The organism is Halobacteriovorax marinus SJ (assembly GCF_000210915.2).
Classification (GTDB): domain Bacteria; phylum Bdellovibrionota; class Bacteriovoracia; order Bacteriovoracales; family Bacteriovoracaceae; genus Halobacteriovorax; species Halobacteriovorax marinus.
In genome coordinates this window covers 3066414-3082977 of sequence record NC_016620.1, presented here as the reverse complement: position 1 = coordinate 3082977, position 16564 = coordinate 3066414, and the positions used below count along the sequence as shown (strand labels likewise).

The 16564-nt window shown below is 36.0% G+C and carries 17 protein-coding genes and 1 tRNA gene; 12 read left to right on the top strand and 6 right to left on the bottom strand.

From position 1 onward, the window contains the following. Positions 1 to 97: 97 nt before the first annotated feature. From BMS_RS14680 to BMS_RS14660, 5 genes are all read left to right on the top strand, one after another. On the top strand, positions 98 to 616 hold the full coding sequence (locus tag BMS_RS14680) for a hypothetical protein (protein WP_157868298.1): 519 nt from the start codon (positions 98 to 100) through the stop codon (positions 614 to 616). Next, positions 617 to 2182, top strand: coding sequence for a serine hydrolase (locus tag BMS_RS14675; protein ID WP_014245607.1), 1566 nt, complete (start codon positions 617 to 619; stop codon positions 2180 to 2182). Positions 2183 to 2191: 9 nt separating this feature from the next. After that, positions 2192 to 2557: a DUF1428 domain-containing protein gene (locus BMS_RS14670; RefSeq protein WP_014245606.1), complete on the top strand. Its 366-nt coding sequence runs from the start codon at positions 2192 to 2194 to the stop codon at positions 2555 to 2557. Positions 2558 to 2724: 167 nt separating this feature from the next. Continuing rightward, positions 2725 to 3132 carry a hypothetical protein gene (locus BMS_RS14665; RefSeq protein WP_014245605.1) on the top strand — a complete coding sequence of 136 codons (408 nt, stop codon included), beginning with the start codon at positions 2725 to 2727 and terminating at the stop codon, positions 3130 to 3132. A gap of 31 nt (positions 3133 to 3163) precedes the next feature. Then, a complete protein-coding gene (locus tag BMS_RS14660) occupies positions 3164 to 4468 on the top strand; it encodes a Na+/H+ antiporter NhaC family protein (protein ID WP_014245604.1) in 1305 nt (434 codons plus the stop codon). Here the strand turns inward: BMS_RS14660 and BMS_RS14655 are convergent. Further along, positions 4465 to 5238 (bottom strand): nitroreductase family protein, encoded by a 774-nt coding sequence (locus BMS_RS14655; protein ID WP_014245603.1) that lies wholly within the window; start codon positions 5236 to 5238, stop codon positions 4465 to 4467. The genes BMS_RS14660 and BMS_RS14655 overlap by 4 nt on opposite strands. After that, the gene (locus BMS_RS14650) at positions 5235 to 5972 is read right to left on the bottom strand and encodes a hypothetical protein (RefSeq protein ID WP_014245602.1); all 738 of its coding nucleotides are present in this window, start codon (positions 5970 to 5972) and stop codon (positions 5235 to 5237) included. The genes BMS_RS14655 and BMS_RS14650 overlap by 4 nt, the downstream gene beginning before the upstream one ends. 78 nt (positions 5973 to 6050) lie before the next feature. On the opposite strand from BMS_RS14650, the gene BMS_RS14645 reads away from it, so the two are divergent. Then, on the top strand, positions 6051 to 6926 hold the full coding sequence (locus BMS_RS14645) for a LysR family transcriptional regulator (RefSeq protein ID WP_014245601.1): 876 nt from the start codon (positions 6051 to 6053) through the stop codon (positions 6924 to 6926). Positions 6927 to 6931: 5 nt separating this feature from the next. Here BMS_RS14645 and BMS_RS14640 read toward each other — a convergent pair whose 3' ends face one another. Continuing rightward, positions 6932 to 7525 carry a LysE family translocator gene (locus tag BMS_RS14640; RefSeq protein WP_014245600.1) on the bottom strand — a complete coding sequence of 198 codons (594 nt, stop codon included), beginning with the start codon at positions 7523 to 7525 and terminating at the stop codon, positions 6932 to 6934. A 74-nt stretch (positions 7526 to 7599) separates the two neighbouring features. Here BMS_RS14640 and BMS_RS14635 point away from each other — a divergent pair, with 74 nt between their 5' ends. The 3 genes from BMS_RS14635 (at position 7600) to BMS_RS14625 (ending at position 10227) form a co-directional block, all read left to right on the top strand. Then, complete coding sequence (locus tag BMS_RS14635) at positions 7600 to 8049, top strand: Lrp/AsnC family transcriptional regulator (protein ID WP_044557673.1); 450 nt, start codon at positions 7600 to 7602, stop codon at positions 8047 to 8049. A gap of 67 nt (positions 8050 to 8116) precedes the next feature. Beyond that, positions 8117 to 8986, top strand: coding sequence for an ABC transporter ATP-binding protein (locus tag BMS_RS14630; RefSeq protein WP_014245598.1), 870 nt, complete (start codon positions 8117 to 8119; stop codon positions 8984 to 8986). Continuing rightward, a complete protein-coding gene (locus BMS_RS14625) occupies positions 8983 to 10227 on the top strand; it encodes an ABC transporter permease (RefSeq protein ID WP_014245597.1) in 1245 nt (414 codons plus the stop codon). The genes BMS_RS14630 and BMS_RS14625 overlap by 4 nt, the downstream gene beginning before the upstream one ends. A 48-nt stretch (positions 10228 to 10275) precedes the next feature. Here the strand turns inward: BMS_RS14625 and BMS_RS14620 are convergent, their stop codons facing one another. Then, positions 10276 to 11847: a flotillin family protein gene (locus BMS_RS14620; protein WP_014245596.1), complete on the bottom strand. Its 1572-nt coding sequence runs from the start codon at positions 11845 to 11847 to the stop codon at positions 10276 to 10278. A gap of 17 nt (positions 11848 to 11864) precedes the next feature. Continuing rightward, positions 11865 to 12431, bottom strand: coding sequence for a hypothetical protein (locus tag BMS_RS14615; RefSeq protein ID WP_014245595.1), 567 nt, complete (start codon positions 12429 to 12431; stop codon positions 11865 to 11867). A 218-nt stretch (positions 12432 to 12649) separates the two neighbouring features. Here BMS_RS14615 and BMS_RS14610 point away from each other — a divergent pair, with 218 nt between their 5' ends. The 3 genes from BMS_RS14610 (at position 12650) to BMS_RS14600 (ending at position 16033) form a co-directional block, all read left to right on the top strand. Further along, on the top strand, positions 12650 to 13846 hold the full coding sequence (locus BMS_RS14610) for a type IV pilus twitching motility protein PilT (protein ID WP_044557672.1): 1197 nt from the start codon (positions 12650 to 12652) through the stop codon (positions 13844 to 13846). A gap of 344 nt (positions 13847 to 14190) precedes the next feature. Continuing rightward, complete coding sequence (locus BMS_RS14605) at positions 14191 to 14595, top strand: hypothetical protein (protein ID WP_014245593.1); 405 nt, start codon at positions 14191 to 14193, stop codon at positions 14593 to 14595. After that, a complete protein-coding gene (locus BMS_RS14600; RefSeq protein ID WP_014245592.1) occupies positions 14588 to 16033 on the top strand; it encodes a carotenoid oxygenase family protein in 1446 nt (481 codons plus the stop codon). Before BMS_RS14605 ends, BMS_RS14600 begins: the two co-directional genes overlap by 8 nt. A 351-nt stretch (positions 16034 to 16384) precedes the next feature. Here the strand turns inward: BMS_RS14600 and BMS_RS14595 are convergent. Continuing rightward, positions 16385 to 16460, bottom strand: a tRNA-His gene (locus BMS_RS14595). Positions 16461 to 16564: the final 104 nt, after the last annotated feature.

Sequence of the window (16564 nt, the reverse complement as noted above, 5' to 3'; positions counted from 1 at the left end):
CTTTATGACTAATAAGGCCCAAAATTTATATGAACATTTGTTGAGTAGTTTTGAACTTCCAAACTACGCAGTAAGGCGCTCGGTTTTGAATGAAAATATGAACTCTTTATTGGATAGAGAGATCAATTGTTTTTCGTGCAGTGGACTTTGTTGCACTTTTGTATCCAATTCAATGCAAACCGATCCTGTTCAGACGCTAGAGCTTTATCTCTTCTTAAAAGATAATAATAGATGGAATGATGAGCTAATAGCCGAGTTAAAAGAGGTCATAAGAAATAATCGTTTGGATTATGAAATTCAAACTGGCGCAGGAAGTATGTTTAGAAGAACGTATACATGTCCTTTTTATAATAAAGGTCCTAAGGGATGTTCTATCTCTCCTGAGTGGAAACCTTTCGGGTGCTTAGGTTTTAATGCGAAATCTTCTGGTGCAAGTGAAGGGAGTGATTGCCACTCCGATTTGGATCTCTTACAAAAGAGGGAAGATCTCTTTGAGGGTAGGGAAGAGCTTGCGAACCATTACCTTAAAGAAAAGTTAGATCTCTATTGGGATAAGTTACCAATGCCTGTGGCGCTGCTGGAATTAAATAAGAAATTAATTAGTGAGGAAGTTTAAATGAAGAAATTTGTATTCTTATACTTATTATTATTTTCCAGTGCATCTTTTGCATCTCTCTCAGAAGTTTCAAATCTCTTATGTCGAAACCTACAAGATGATATCTCTAAAGAAGAGTATGTTAAATTCTTCTCTGCATATTTTAGAGAAGAGGTGGACTTTAGTAGCAGTAGTGAAACATTTAAAAATCTTCGTGAGAAGTATGGAAAGTGTAAGAAGGTTAGTGAGAGCAGAGTTGGTGATGGTCATTATCTCATCACTACTGTTTCAGATGATTTTATTGTAAATTTTAACCTTTACTTAGATAAAGAGAATCAAATCACTGGTCTCTGGGTGAGAGATAGTCGAAGTGTTCTTGGAAAAATAGAAGAAAAAATAAGATATGTCTGCTCTCTTTTAAAGAAGAACGCTTCATTAAACTACAGCGATAATTTTGATAGCTCTTTCATTGAGGCAATTCCTAAAGATCAAATAGAAGGAATTTTAAAATCAATTGTGACTGAATTTGGAGAGTGTCAAGAAACTGTAAACACTTTGAATTCACCTTTTTCTGCAAGCTTTATAGTTAAGGCAAAAAAAGAACTCAAATTTAATATTGTGATTTCGCAAAAAAACAACTTAATTACAGGTCTTCTTTTTAAAGGTGAAGTTTCTCCTCCAGTTGTAATTGAAAGCGATAAGCAATTAAAAGAGATCTTCGACTCTTTAGAGGGGAATTCAAATCTTCTATTCTCTACACTTGAGGGGAAAGAGATCGTTTCTGTGAATAAAGATCAAGCATTCCCATTGGGCTCCGCTTTTAAACTCTATATTCTCTTGGCCTTGGAAGAGAAAATTTCTAGAGGAGAGGCTAAATGGAGTGATCTCTTAAAAATTGAAAAAAAGTTTAAATCACTTCCATCTGGAGAGATGCAAAATCTTAAAGAAGGTGAGAAGAGAGAATTATTTTTCTTTGCCAGAAAAATGATTGAGATTTCTGATAATACGGCCACTGATCATCTGCTAAACTTTGTAGGAAGAGAAAGTGTGGAGAAGATTGTTAAAAGATTAGGGAATAAAGACTCTAGGAATATACCCTTTCTCTCTACGATGGATATGTTTAAAGCAAGAGCTTTTTTTGATGATAAGGACGTAGCAAAGTATATGAAGTCATCGCGAGAAGTTCGTTTGAATATGATTTCTGATCTTTATAAAAAGTCTGATGAAGAATTTAATGAGAATATAAAAAAGTGGGGAAATACACCTACTCACATTCAAAAGATAGAATGGTTTGCTAATGCTGGTGATCTTTGTCAGCTCTACCAAGAGTTAGATTTGAAAAAGAGCTCAAAGGTTTTAGATATTCTTTCTTTCAATACGCCTTTCGTATCGAAGAAATTAGTAAAGTATGCAGGCTATAAAGGTGGAAGTGAGCCTGGGGTAATATCAATGGCCTATTTACTGAAGAAAGAGAATAAGAACTATTGTTTTATAGCTGCTCAAAATGATGAAGATAGAGCAATCCAACAGGATAAGTTCTTTTCTATTGTAAAAGGAAGTTTAGATTATTTATTAAATAAGAAATAAGGAAGTATTATGTCGAATTATGTAGATGGTTTTATAGCACCTGTACCAAAGAAGAATCTAGATGCTTATAAAGCAATATCAGAAAAGGCCGGTAAGATCTGGATGGAGTATGGTGCAATTTCTTACGTAGAGTGTGTCGCAGATGATGTGGAGTCGGGAGAATTGACATCATTCCCTCAGAGCGTAAATCTTGAAAAAGATGAAGTCGTTATCTTCTCTTGGATCACATATAATTCGAGAGAGCATAGAGATGAAGTTCTTGATAAGGTTATGAGTGACCCGAGAATGGAGGCGATGGAGAATGAGGAAATGCCATTTGATGGAAAGCGCATGATGTGGGGTGGCTTCAAAAAAATGATAGATTTAGGCGAATAAGAAATAAATTTCAAGCTTGAATCAACTATATTCCTAAGTTATAGTTGATTTAGGCTTTGAAGACGCCTAACCGTTAAAAAGAGTACCTCACTTCAAATTCTTTATCTTACATTTAATCTTTTGGTTGCTAATGACGGAAATGGCAACAAGAACCAGAGGAGAAATGTATGTCTAGTTCTAGTATTGAATCTTTAAAAATCAAAGCAAAGCTACTTCAAAAAGCGAAGAAATCTAAAGGTGAAGATATCGCCTTAAAAGAAGCTTTTAAGATAATAGCTAAGACCGCAGGCTATGAGAATTGGAAAGCTCTTAAGGACTCTTATGAGCTTGCAGATCTTGTAAACCCTCCAAGGTGGGCTTCTCAATGGAAAAAGTGGTTCTCTACAATTGAGGAAGCTCGAAAGTTTGCGACACCGACCGAGTATATTCTTCCCTATAGAAAGCAATTCTTTGTTTGTGATGATAATTACTTGCGAGAATTGGGACTAGATTCCAGCTCTACAGAGCTCTTAGAGCTTGGTCGAGAGTGGACAGATGATTTGACTAGAGAAAGGTTAAAGAGGTTGTTATCATAAGATATTCATTCTCTATAAAAGGAATAATTAAATGAATTTGGTAAATACAACTATTGCAAAACTCTCAATTTTACCTTTACTGCTCTTCGTTGCAGTCTTTCTAGGTGTTGGTATCTATTTTGAGTCAGTGGGAGTTGATTATGCCTTTTATCAGGTGCCTGCACCTATTGCGATTATTCCGGCCATCATTCTAGCATTTTGCTTACACCGAGGTAGAGTGTCGGAGAAGGTAGAGGTCTTTGTAAAAGGTATTGGTCACAGTAATATAATTACAATGTGTCTGATTTATCTTCTAGCGGGAGCTTTTTCAACTGTGGCCAGTGCCACAGGTGGTGTCGATGCCGTTGTTAATGCCGGACTCTCTCTCGTGTCAGCTAATTTTTTACTTCCAGGTATTTTTATAATTTCAGCTATTGTCGCAACGGCGATGGGAACTTCAATGGGTACTATTGGAGCAATTGCGCCCATCGCTTTAGCAGTATCTACAAAGGCAGGAATCGACCTCAATATAATGGCTGGAGCAGTTATATCGGGAGCAATGTTTGGCGATAATCTCTCTATTATATCTGACACTACGATTGCTGCCACAAGATCTCAAGGTTGTAATATGAAAGATAAGTTTAAAGAGAATTTTAACATGTCTTTGATTGCAGCAATCATCACTATGGTCATTCTTTTCTTCTTTGCACCAAGCCCAGAATCAATAGAAGTTAAAGACTTCAATCTTATTTTGGCCATCCCATACTTCTTTATTTTGTTGTTAGCAATACTAGGGGTGAATGTCTTCGTTGTTCTCTTTGCAGGTATCTTAATAGCTGGTGTTATAGGAATGATGGGAGATTATACTTTCTTAGCTTTCACTAAAGATATTTATAAGGGATTTAGTAGTATGCAGGAGATATTCTTATTATCTCTTCTCATTGGTGGCCTATCTGAGTTCATTAGAGAAGGTGGTGGTCTGGAATATATCTCAAAAACTATTCAGTCTTTAACAAAGATTGTTTCAAAGTGGAGTGAGAAGATAGCCGACCAGTTGGGGATTGCACTACTTGTTTCTATTACAAACCTATGTGTTGCAAATAATACAGTTTCCATCATAATCGTTGGGCCCATCGCTAAGAGGTTGGCCGCAAGTGGAGAAGTAAGTGCTAAGCGCTCTGCAAGTGTATTGGATATTTTTTCTTGTATCACACAAGGTTTGTTACCATATGGAGCCCAAGCACTTCTTCTAGGAGCAAGCTTTAAGATTGCTCCTATTGAAGTAGTTACTAGCTCATACTATTGTGTAACTCTTTTCTTTGTGGCGCTTAGTTTTATATTTCTTCGTAAGTCTTAGAGAAATCCTTGCTCTCTTAGGCAAGAGATAACGTCTTCAGAGTATTTTATGTGGGACTCCCTTGTATACTTAATCTTGGTATAGATTTGTGCAAGATTATCAACATTACTTTTTTCTATAATTTCACTAAGTTCTTTTGACGAGCGATATCTTTGCATTCCAAGTTTCTCTTTGGATGAGTAAATATTTTGTATTTCTTCTTCTGTATAGTCCTTGTAAACATCGTGATGAATAATTCCTTCTAAAGGAAGTCGATCTCGTTTTTCTGGAGATTCTGCTGGGTAGCCTAATGAAAATCCAACAACAGGAACAACGTACTTAGGTAGTTTAAGAGTTTTAGCGATCTCTAAATTTGAAGCCAAAGTTGTTCCCATATAGCAAATTCCTAATCCTCTTGCCTCAGCAGCTAGTGCGAAATTTTGAGACATTATAGTTGCATCAATCATTCCGATTAAAAAACTCATAAAATTATCAAAATTCTCAGGAGCATTATTGTATTTAAGCCATTTTCTCATGCGATTAAAGTCGCTACAGAATGTAACTAGAACTGGCGAGTTTAAAACCATAGATTGATTAAAGTGCAGAGGAAGTAATTCTCTTTTTATGTCATCGTCTCTAGTAATAATAATGGAGTATGGTTGCATATTACCTGAGGAAGAGGCCATGGTAGCGGCCTCTAATATCTCTAAGATTAATTCATTCGATACGTCTTTATTTTCATACTTTCTGATAGAACGGTGAGATTTCATTAGGTCTAATATTTGATTCATTTCTTTATCCTCTCTCCTGAGAAGCTCCCTAGAAAGCTTCTTTCAGGTAATATGACAGCTCGACCTCTCAAAGAATCTTGCCCCGTAAATTGTCCTTCGAATTGAGCGTAATAGTCTTGACCATTCTCTTTGACTCTTATTTTAAATGAGAATGAATCTTCTCTATAAGTTAGCTCTGAAATAGGGGAAGAAAAAGATAGTGGGACAGAGTAAGAACCAACTACTTTTGGTATATTATCTCCATTTCTTAAAAGCTGAATTTTCACTCTGTCTTTAAAAATTTTATCTTCAATCTTTAAATTGAAAATAAAATCACCAAAAATTCTAAAGTCTCTCTGTGGAAGGTCACAAATTGAATTAATCAAGTTGATTAAAACTTCTGATGCAGGTGAACTATTGGAAATATTTTCATAGCCTGTGGCATAGAATTTATGACCTTGAACATAGTAGGTTTCTTGATGAGCTAGCCACCTGTAAGATGCTCTTCCTCTTGCCTCGATAGCGCTTGTTGCATGGTCATTTATAATTGAGTGTGGAACTAGTAATTCCTCACTTTCTTCTATATTTCGAGCACCTCTTTGTCTTAGTGTAAGTGTTCGTTTATTCTCATAGAGCTTACAGCTTAGATATTCACTTGAAACTCCTTCTCTTTTTGCAATTGGCACTTCTGCAAGAACAGGTAAGTTTAAGAGTATTAGTACTGTTGTAATCAAAAAATTTGTCTGCTTCTTCATATTTCTCTCCTTGTTAATTTGAAACTATCACTACACTATGTTGACTAAAAGCGATTAATGTTCAACTATTGGTTCCATATGGAAACCAATCGACTTAAGCAATTTATAACCTTGTATCAGACTGGAAATATGCGAAGAGCTTCGGAACTCTTGGGGATATCACATTCTGGATTATCAAAATCACTTTCGATTCTTCAAGATGAGTTTGGAGCGAATTTATATATTCCGGTAGGTAGGGGGATATCGTTTACAGATGAAGGACATGCATTGGCAAAGAGAATACCTGCTTTTTTAGATAGCCTTGATGGAATTTTAAATCTGGAGAAAATTTCAGATGTAAAAATTCTACGAATAGGTTCTTTTGAAGTTTTTACGACTTATTTTGCAAAGACTCTAGCACCTGTATTTTCTGAGTATGAACTTGATTTTCACGAGCTAGTCCCCGGAAGGCTAGAAAAGGCGTTACTTAATCGTGAAATAGATATGGCCATAACTTATGAACCAATTCCATATCCAGGTATTGAACATTTAAAGATTACAGAAATTGAAATGGGCGCCTACACTAAAAAAGGTGCCTTTAAACAAGAAGAATTACTCTCTATTCCGTTTGCAGCACCGGCCATACCGGTTGAAGGAGCTCCAACAGGTGTGAAGGGGCTAGATAGTTGGCCTGATGATAAGTTTAAAAGAGAAATTCGCTATAGAGTGGATTTGATGGAGACGGCGATTTCAATGTGTCGAAATGGACTATGCGCTGTCTTTCTACCAAAATTCGTTGCAAGTCTTCACAATGAGATAGTTAAAGCGGAGTATAGGCTTGTTGAGAGAGAACTTCCCGCAAAATTTAAAAAAGTGAAGAGAGTAGTTTATCTTGTAAAACGTGAGTCTACAGTTGAGACAAAGCAAATTAAGAAGCTTGCAAGATATATTCGAGACTTATCAAAAAGCCTTTAAATATTTTACATAATTATAAAATAGAGTGAGCTAAGTAGCAGTAACGCCATGATGTAATTAAATATTAAAAGAAATCGTGGGTTGTCTAATTTCTTTCTAATTTGCTTACCAAGTAATGTCCATGTACAAATTGCCGGAAAATTCATCGCGCTAAAGGAAATCGCCACGATTGCGACATTTCTATATGAACTTGTTGGTGCATATAAGGTTACAGCTGCAGTGGCCATAGTCCAAGCTTTAGGATTTACCCATTGAAATAGAGCTGCTTGAAAAAAAGTTAACGGCCTTGCCTGATTATCACCTTTAACTTGTACTGATGAAGAGCGTGCGATCTTATAAGAAAGATAAATTAAGTAGGCAACACCAACGAACTTTAGAATTGTTTGGATGACGGGATAGAGATTGAAAATCTGACTTAGGCCAATACCTATAAGAATTAACATAAAAGTAAAACCAAGATTAATTCCAAGCATATGTGGAAGAGATCGCTTAAAGCCAAAGTTCGTCCCCGAGCTCATTAACATAATATTATTTGGTCCTGGTGTAATAGAGGAGACTAGTGCGAATGAAAGAAGTGCTGTGATTGATTCTATATTCATAAGCTAAACTATAGCAGGAAGTTGAAAATTTTATCTTGCTTTTTTCTGCATCGAGATGGTATTTTTTGCAATATATGATCGAAATTGATGAAATTGACGAAAGAATATTGCGTGAGCTTGGCTCGGACGGAAGAGTGAGTAACTCAGAACTTTCGTCACGGGTCGGACTATCAGCGTCTGCTTGTTTAAGAAGAGTACAGGAGCTTGAGAGGCTAGGTATTATAAAGGGCTATAGAGCGATAATTGACCACTCTCTCTTAGGGGTGAATTTCTCTGCATATATATCTGTAGGTCTATCTGTTCATACCAAAAAGTCACAAAGGGCATTTGAGAAGGCAATAGTTCAATCACCAGAGGTGATTGAGTGCCACAATGTAACTGGGTCTTTTGAGTATTTACTGAGAGTTGAGACAAAAGATTTAGCGGCCTATAAAGTATTTCATACAGATATTTTGGGAACTTTGCCCCAAGTTAATTCAATATCCACATACGTCGTAATGGAATCTCCTAAAGATAATAGATAGATACTTCGTTACTCCACTTTAAATAAATATATTCGATTTTTAGCTTACTCCAAGTTACTATTTCTCTATGAGTAATATTATTGAAATTAAAAACCTGACTAAGAGTTTTGAAAACTTCAAAGCAATAGAAAACGTAAACCTCTCTGTTAGGTCTGGAAGTATTTTTGGTCTTCTAGGTCCAAATGGTGCTGGCAAAACTACAACTATTAAAACAATGACTGGAAGACTTACATTCTCCAGTGGTGAAATTTCGATTTTAGGACTCGATGTACGAAAGGACTTGAAGGGAATTCATCAACAGATTGGAGTGGTTTCTGAGTCTCAAAATTTATATGAGAATTTAACCGTCTGGGAAAATATAGACTTCTTCAGAGAGTTGTATAATGTTGAAAAGAAGAATACTGATAATATAATTGAAACCTTATCTCTACTGGATAAAAGAAATGAAAAAGTTTCTAATTTATCAAAAGGTTTAAAGCAAAGAGTTCTTCTCGCTAGATCCATTCTTCATTCTCCTAAGTTATTATTCCTCGATGAACCAACGAGTGGGATTGATCCTTCATCATCATTTGAAGTTCATGACTTCATTCTTAGAATGAAAGAGTTGGGAACGACTATTTTTCTAACGAGCCATGACATGGAAGAAGTTGATTCTCTATGCGATGAAGTGGCCTTTATTGATAGAGGTAAGATAGTTGCGAGCGGCTCGCCCAAGTATTTGAAAAAGAAATTTGGTACAAATGAAGTTGAGGTTTCTTACCTGGATAGAGAGGGGAAAGAGGCAGTACAGTGTTTCAATATGGATGATGGCGATGTTTTTGAAAAAATAAGTAACATGAATTTGAAAGATCGAATTCTTTCCATACATACAAAAGAAGCAACGATGAAAGATGTTTTCTTATCAGTTATCAAGAATGATAAAGGAGTAAGTAGATGAGAAAGCACATTATTAGCGCAATTATTAAAAGAGACTTAAAAGAAACCCTTAGAAACCCTCAAACTTTAATAATTTTAGGGATTACTATTGGGATTAATGTTTTTATGTCTATCACAATTGCAAAACCATTGTGGGTTATGACTTTTGCAATGTCTCTCGTTATGGTTGGCTTTACCTTGACATCATTTATTATCACAGAGGAAAAAGATAAAAAGACATTGGAGGCCCTATTGATCTCTCCGGCGACATATAGTGAAATTCTGTTTGGGAAGCTCTTCCTAACTCTAGTTTTAACTATTCTCGTCTCATTTGGTCTTATCTTTTCATTACACCATAGTGAAATCTCAACATTACATACGCTTCTTTCTGTTCCAATTGGTGCATTGATTATTTGTATGTTTGGTATGGTTATGGGACTTGTGTGCCCGACTCAAGCAGCATTAAGTGGGTTTGGAACTGTTCTAATGCTTATTTTATTTATGCCTGAACTTCTTGCTTTCACTAATAACTTAATAGGTTACTTTGCGAGGGCCCTTCCAACACATCATGTAATTCAAATCTCTAGCCTAGGTAGAGAAGGATTAAGCTCAATTGTTCTAAAGCACTATGGAATGCTTTTCTTGTCTTTATTTGCAACAACTCTATGGGTAATAAGTTTTGTTAAGACTTCAGCCAAACAAGAGGGGAGCTCTTGGAAGTTTCAAAAGGGTAATATCACCTATTCTGGATTATTAATTTTCGTTTTAATAATCAGCTCTATTCTATTCATTCCCTACAAGGGAAAGATTATAAAAGAGGGAAGTACTAGTAAGTATCTTAATAGTGAATATAGCATTTCCATTCCTATAGATGAGAATAAGTTCAGCTTTAAGGAATATAGAATTCAAGATAACTTCGTTACTAATTTTATGCTGGCTTCATCTGAGGATGATATTCTCTATTTATCAATTAAGAAAAACTTCAAGAATAGAACTCGCGAAGAGGACTTAGAGAAGACTTTAGAGAAATTGAAAAAGAAGGATGCCCTCAATCTTAAGGCCCGTGAAATAATGCTAGAAAATGGTCTACAAGTGGCGAAGGTCGAGTATCAATCTAAAGATGGAGAGGAGTTATTCTATCTTTTTAATTCTAAGAAGTTTTTATATCGCTTTGGAATTAGCTCGTCTAAGGATAGTAGTAACTTAGAGTTACTTAAAGAGTTATTAAATGAGAAAATTAATTCTATAGAAGTTCTTGATTAGGCACAATTGATTCAATATAAAACGCCCCATTTAGGGGCGATTTTATTTCTAATTGTGACTTGCTGGGGGATTCTCAGATTCTATTTTTTTTACTTCGTGTGGTGTTATTTGACCTAGAAACTCTGGGAGATCTACACCTGCTTGCTTTGCTAGCTCATGTACAGCAGGTAAGGAGTTTATAAGCCCACTCAGAAAGTTAGAGGTTGCATTCTTACCTCCTTCTCCATTTCCACCACTGTCCCAGACAGTTACTTTATCTATCTTAAGGTCTTGGACTGCTTTTACTTGTTGTGCAATAATTTCTGGAAGTTGTTCAACCATAAGTAGAGTAGGGACTAGCCTCTTATCTTCACCTACGATATCAATAAGGCGATGGTACCCTTGTGCCTTAGCTTCAAGAACTTTTTGAATACCTTGTGCTTCAGCTTCATACTTCGCTAAGATTGCATCGGCCTCACCTTTGGCAATTCGTCTCTGTTTCTCTGCTTCAGCTTCTGCAGTGATCTCAACTTTTCTCTTATTGATTTCTTCTTGTGCAACTTCTGTCTTCTCAAGTCTTGCAATCTCTTCAAGTTTCTGTGCTTCAAGGACTGCTTTTTGAGCTTGAGCAAGAGCAACCTCACCCCGTTTGGCGGCATCGGCTTGCTTTTCTTTTAAGGTTGCATCATATTCAGCAATATTGGCCTTAGACTCATTTTCACCTTTAACAGACTCAGCTTCTTGAATTGCAACAAAGACTCTTTGCTCCTTCAATGCTTCTTTCTTTCCCTGTTCTGTGATTGCTCTTTGCTTTGCTTGAGCAACTTCTTGCTCCCTTAGAGAAGATGCTTCACCTGCAATACCTTCAGCCTCAAACTTTGCGACTTTAATTCTCTTATTTCTTTCCGCTTCTTTTTGACCAGCTTCTGATTCAGCTACTTGGTTTGCAACTTGAACTTCCTTTTGTTTGTTCGCATTTGCTTCTCCAATTGCTCCATCTTTTTCTTGTTCAGCAACTTCAATCTTTGCTTTATTAATCGCTTCTGCTGCAGCCTTCTTACCAATGGCTTCGATGTACCCTGACTCATCAGTAATGTCTCGAATGTTTACGTTAATAACATCAAGTCCAATCTTGTTAAGTTCAACATTTACGTTTGTATTAACTAGGTCTAGAAACTTCTCTCTATCTTGATTGATTTCTTCAATGGCCAGTGTGGCAATAACAAGTCTCATTTGACCTAGGATGATATCTTGAGCTTGATTAGAAATTTCATCAGTCGAAAGACCTAGGAGTCTCTCTGCTGCGTTGGTCATGATATTACTTTTTGTAGAAATACCGACTGTGAAAGTTGAAGGAACATTTACTCTTATATTCTTTTTAGAAAGTGCACTCCTTAAATCTATTTCAATTGTAAGTGGTTCTAAAGATAGAAATGTATAGTCTTGTAATAGTGGAATAACAAAGGACCCACCACCGTGAATACACTTTGCGGACTGGCCAGTTCCTACGCTACCGTAGATTACAAGTATTTGATTTGAAGGACACCTCTTATATTGCTTAGATAAGAATACCGCCGCAAATAAAAGAATTAAAACTGGGACAACAACTAGTCCCATAATTCCAAATGAACTGAATAACACTTAGACTCCCTTGGTTATTATGATTTTTTTACGAGTAAATTTCCTGAATCATCGACTTGTACAACTACGATCCCATCAAAAGAGTTGATGGCTTCGTCAACACTACTTGCTTGTAGTATTTGTTGCTTATTACCAACTGTTACTTCGACTTGTCCGACGCCTTGGCCCTTAGATGGAATATTCGTATAAGCACGCCCGACTTTACCGACTGCTTCTTTAATATCTACTTTAGGAATTGAGTTGAATTTTTTAATTTTAAAAGTAATGAACGAACTAAAGAGCATCATGATAACTCCAAATAGAGCCGCTGCAATTGTGCTTTGACCATTTGTAAGTTTCCACTCATGAATTGCCGCTAAACCAATCCATCCAGTGCCCATGAAAAAAGCAAGTATTGACTGAATTGATACTATCGAAAAAGTATCTCCTCCATCGATGTGATCTCCATTCATATCAATATCTAAATCAGTATCGAAATCACTATCTCCACCAAAGAAGAGAAGTAGGATCTTTATAAAGAAAAGTATTGTTCCGGCCAGGGCCATAACTGTATAAACAGGATTTTGCATAAATAGGTCTGTCATTCTATCTCCGAAATAAAATATATTCAGACTTCAGTATATGATCATTACTATGCTGGGTTAGCAGGCAAAAAAATTCTGATCTTAGAAAATGTAGTGTTGATGGGCTATTTGAAACATCGGTAAAGAATTCTTTGGCCATCTGCTTTAAATAGTTAATGTTGACTTTTTTGTTTTTTAAAAAAAGATACAAGTTTTCTTTAGATTACCGATAAGTGATTATGCCAATAACTAAAGAATCCTTTCATAAACTATTAAAACTAGCTACTGCCAACGGCGTTAGTGATATTCATCTTAGAGAAGGTGAGAATCCGTACTTTAGAATGAGAGGTGGCCTTAAGAAGATAAAGGGAGATATTCTTTCGAAAGAGGATATGCTCACTATTTGTCATACCATTATTCCCGATAAAAATATTTTAAAAAACATTGAAACAATTAAAGAGTATGATGGCTCTTATCAGCTTGGAAAAATTTGTAGAGTAAGAATAAGTCTTCTCAAATTTCAAGGGCGAATAGCTATTATAATGAGAGTTATTAATATTAAAGTTCCAACAATGGCAGAGCTGGGTCTTCCATCTGCATTGCAGGGATTTGTAAATGCAAAGCGAGGACTCGTATTAGTTACAGGTGTAACTGGTTCAGGAAAGAGTTCTACCTTGGCATCCATTATTCAAGAAATTAATAGAACAAGAGAAGAACATATTTTAACAATCGAAGATCCGATTGAATTTATCTTTACTTCTGAAAAGTCGAGGATTACTCAAAGAGAGCTTGGTGAAGATACGGACAGTTTCAAGGATGCGCTGAGAGGTGCACTTAGGCAAGATCCAGACATCATCGTGATTGGTGAACTTAGGGATGCTGAAACGATTCAAATATCGATGAAGGCAGCAGAGACGGGGCATTTAGTTTTTGCAACAGTTCATACCACGAATGCTCCAGCAACGATCAATAGGATCGTTTCGATGTTCCCTCCCGAAGAACAAGACAATGTAAAACTTAGATTATCAGAGTGTTTATTTGGTTCGATCAGCCAGCGTCTTCTTCCAACAATGGATGGAAAAGGTAGAGTCTGTGCTCAGGAGATCATGGTTAATACAGTTGGTATTCAAGACTGTATAAGTGGAAAAGAAGACCTATCCAAAATGTATATAACTATAGAGAAGTCTAAAGGGAAGATGCAGTCCTTCGACCAGCACTTAACTCAGCTCTATAAAGAAAAAACTCTATCATTTGAAGTCGCAAGTGGTGCAGCATCATCTCCAACTAATTTCGAAAGAAATCTTGAGTTTGGAGATAATGATAAAGATGAGCAAACTGAAGAAAGAGAAGAAGTAACTTCTGAACATAACGAAGACTCTACTGGCGAGCACGAAGTAGAATCATCTAATGGAGACCTTTCCCTCGATATCGCTTAAAAATCGTTAGCGCCTGCTTAGCAGCAGAGACTAGGATCATCATAAATTTAGTTTGAGAATTTATTCGAAAAATGGGGTGGGTGTTTAGATGGATTTGGAATGGATTGCATGGCGTTGGTAATATGATTTTAGTTATTTGAAAAAAATAAGCTATGCGGAAAAGGTCAATTCTGGAACAAGTATAAAATTTAGTTTGAAAAATATTGTGAAGTTAGTTATCCTAGTTGTAGGTAGTGGAAGATGCCTGTATTCGCAAAAGAGATAATCACTTCATAAGATTCAAAGACATTTATATTAACTCTTATATAACCTATCGCGAATTATCTGGTTATTAAAAGGTTGGTATGAAATCAATTATTGAAGCTAAAAAGCTTGCTCACATCTTATCAAAAGAAAAAGGCATTAGGCTAAAACAAGCATTAGAATTGCTTGCTGAGAAAAATAATTTTTCCACTTGGAAAGATTATAAAAACTCTCTTGATACATTTTGGTATGAAAAGTCCTCTTCTTTTCTCAATCACTGGTTCACTCAGCATCAAGAAGCTCAGGATTATCAAAAGCAATATGGTGGATATTTATTAACATATAAAGGGCAATACTTTGTTGCTTCTGCTGACTACATAGAGCATCTAGGTATTGATTCAAAACATGAAGTCTGGAAAAAAATTGATTTTGATGTAAGTCGTTCAAATGCCTTAGAAAAAATTTATGAATATCTAAAATTTACTAAGGAGGTGAAAAATGGATAAAAAAACACCTCCTTCCCCAATTAAGTTTTTTAAAAATTTAGATAAAGAGCACGATTTTATTGAAGTAAGTGTGATTGGAGAAATACCGAGTTCTCTTAATGGAATATTGTATCGTAGTGGAGTAGGGATTTTTGAACAATTTGGAAAACGGTATAAGCACACTTTTGAAGGAGATGGAGCGATTAGTGCCATTAAGTTTAAAGATTCAAAGGCCTATGCTTCTTCCAAAGTTGTTCAAAGTGAAGGCCTTTTAGAAGAGATAAATAAGGGGAAGAACATATATGGTTCAAAAGCGCCTTGGTTTAGTAGGTTTATAAATGGATTAAAAAATAAAAGAAAAAATACAGCAAATACTCACATTGTAGCTTGGCAGCAAGGACTTTACGCACTTATGGAGGGAGCAAAACCTACTCAAATAGACTTTGAAACATTAGCTACTATTGGAGAGGAGGATTTTAATGGAGAAATTAAAGGGACTTTTTCGGCTCACCCTCACTATGTAGCCTCAAGAGAGTGTTCATATAATTTTGGTTTAGAATACGGAAGAGAAACTAAGTTAAATTTCTATGAGCTTCCAAATAGTGGAAAAGTGAGAAGAATCGGGAGTTTGACCTTAGAAAAGCCGGTGATGCTTCATGATTTTATTGTTAGTGATAATTACTTAATTTTCTTTATCGCTCCCGCACAACTAATAATTTGGAAATTATTGCTATCAATAGGTAGCTTCATTGACTGTCTAAAATGGGATGAGAAATCTCAAACAGAAATAATTGTAGTACCTATTGATGATTGTGAAAAATCATACCGATTTAAAACAAAGGCTTTCTTTGCCAGTCACTTCGCAGGAGCTTTTGAGGAAAATGGAAAAATCTATGTGGATTATATTCACTACCCTGACATTAAATTATTTAAGAACTTAGGAGATGGAAGTGAGCTGAATTGGAGAGAAAGTGATAATCATTCTCACGGAAAACTACATAGAGCTGAAATTGATGTTAAGAATAATACTTTCATATCAAATTTAAGGTGGAATGGTCATTGTGAGTTTCCAAGAATTGCAAAATTTTTTTCAGGGAAAAAGTATCCCTATATTTGGCTTCAAAGTGAAGAGTATATAGATGGTTTTTTTAGATCAAGTATTAGCAGAATAAATGAAAAAAATGAAGTGGTCACTTTTGTTTACGATGAAGGTCAGCTTTGTTCTGAGCCAGTACCGATAACTAGTGAAGCAAGTGGTGATGGTTGTGAATATGTTTTAAGTCTTGTTTTTGATAGCTATAAAAATATTAGTTATTACTTGTTGTTAACTGCGAGAGATTTAAGGTTTCAAGCAAGGATTGAGTTGTCACAGGTTATTCCAATAACCTTTCATGGAAGCTGGGTTGATATCTCTGATAGTAGAACTCTTTCGGAGAGAGGTTCTATTCTGACTAACTAGCCTCTTAGAATTTTCCATTATTGGAACTAGATTGGTTGTATATTAAAGGAAAAATGGGGTGGCCGATGGTTGTGCCGAAGTCAAAATGCTTGATAAGCATTTTGATGAGAGCATCTTTGCTGCATGCAGAAGCGTCAGCGCCTGCTTAGCAGCAGAGACTAGGACCATCGTATGAATGTTTGTGAGATTTTAATCGAACAAAAAATGGGGTGGCCGATGGTTGTGCCGAAGTCAAAATGCTTGATAAGCATTTTGATGAGAGCATCTTTGCTGCATGCAGAAGCGTCAGCGCCTGCTTGGCAGCAGAGACTAGGACCATCATAAATTTAGTTTGAGAATTTATTCGAAAAATGGGGTGGCCGATGGGACTCGAACCCACGACAACCAGAATCACAATCTGGCGCTCTACCAACTGAACTACGGCCACCATAGAAGTCTTGAGTTGATATTTATAGAGGTTTTTGTCCGTAGAGTCAATCGAAGAGTTTTAAAGTTTCGAAAAAAAGAATGTTGCCCGTTGTCAATTTTGAC

What these genes read in the sequence shown, in the direction of transcription:
- BMS_RS14680 (WP_157868298.1), top strand. Translation starts at nt 98, where the DNA reads ATGAACTCTTTATTGGATAGAGAGATCAATTGTTTTTCGTGCAGTGGA.
- BMS_RS14675 (WP_014245607.1), top strand. Translation starts at nt 617, where the DNA reads ATGAAGAAATTTGTATTCTTATACTTATTATTATTTTCCAGTGCATCT.
- BMS_RS14670 (WP_014245606.1), top strand. Translation starts at nt 2,192, where the DNA reads ATGTCGAATTATGTAGATGGTTTTATAGCACCTGTACCAAAGAAGAAT.
- BMS_RS14665 (WP_014245605.1), top strand. Translation starts at nt 2,725, where the DNA reads ATGTCTAGTTCTAGTATTGAATCTTTAAAAATCAAAGCAAAGCTACTT.
- BMS_RS14660 (WP_014245604.1), top strand. Translation starts at nt 3,164, where the DNA reads ATGAATTTGGTAAATACAACTATTGCAAAACTCTCAATTTTACCTTTA.
- BMS_RS14655 (WP_014245603.1), bottom strand. Translation starts at nt 5,238, where the DNA reads ATGAATCAAATATTAGACCTAATGAAATCTCACCGTTCTATCAGAAAG.
- BMS_RS14650 (WP_014245602.1), bottom strand. Translation starts at nt 5,972, where the DNA reads ATGAAGAAGCAGACAAATTTTTTGATTACAACAGTACTAATACTCTTA.
- BMS_RS14645 (WP_014245601.1), top strand. Translation starts at nt 6,051, where the DNA reads ATGGAAACCAATCGACTTAAGCAATTTATAACCTTGTATCAGACTGGA.
- BMS_RS14640 (WP_014245600.1), bottom strand. Translation starts at nt 7,525, where the DNA reads ATGAATATAGAATCAATCACAGCACTTCTTTCATTCGCACTAGTCTCC.
- BMS_RS14635 (WP_044557673.1), top strand. Translation starts at nt 7,600, where the DNA reads ATGATCGAAATTGATGAAATTGACGAAAGAATATTGCGTGAGCTTGGC.
- BMS_RS14630 (WP_014245598.1), top strand. Translation starts at nt 8,117, where the DNA reads ATGAGTAATATTATTGAAATTAAAAACCTGACTAAGAGTTTTGAAAAC.
- BMS_RS14625 (WP_014245597.1), top strand. Translation starts at nt 8,983, where the DNA reads ATGAGAAAGCACATTATTAGCGCAATTATTAAAAGAGACTTAAAAGAA.
- BMS_RS14615 (WP_014245595.1), bottom strand. Translation starts at nt 12,431, where the DNA reads ATGACAGACCTATTTATGCAAAATCCTGTTTATACAGTTATGGCCCTG.
- BMS_RS14610 (WP_044557672.1), top strand. Translation starts at nt 12,650, where the DNA reads ATGCCAATAACTAAAGAATCCTTTCATAAACTATTAAAACTAGCTACT.
- BMS_RS14605 (WP_014245593.1), top strand. Translation starts at nt 14,191, where the DNA reads ATGAAATCAATTATTGAAGCTAAAAAGCTTGCTCACATCTTATCAAAA.
- BMS_RS14600 (WP_014245592.1), top strand. Translation starts at nt 14,588, where the DNA reads ATGGATAAAAAAACACCTCCTTCCCCAATTAAGTTTTTTAAAAATTTA.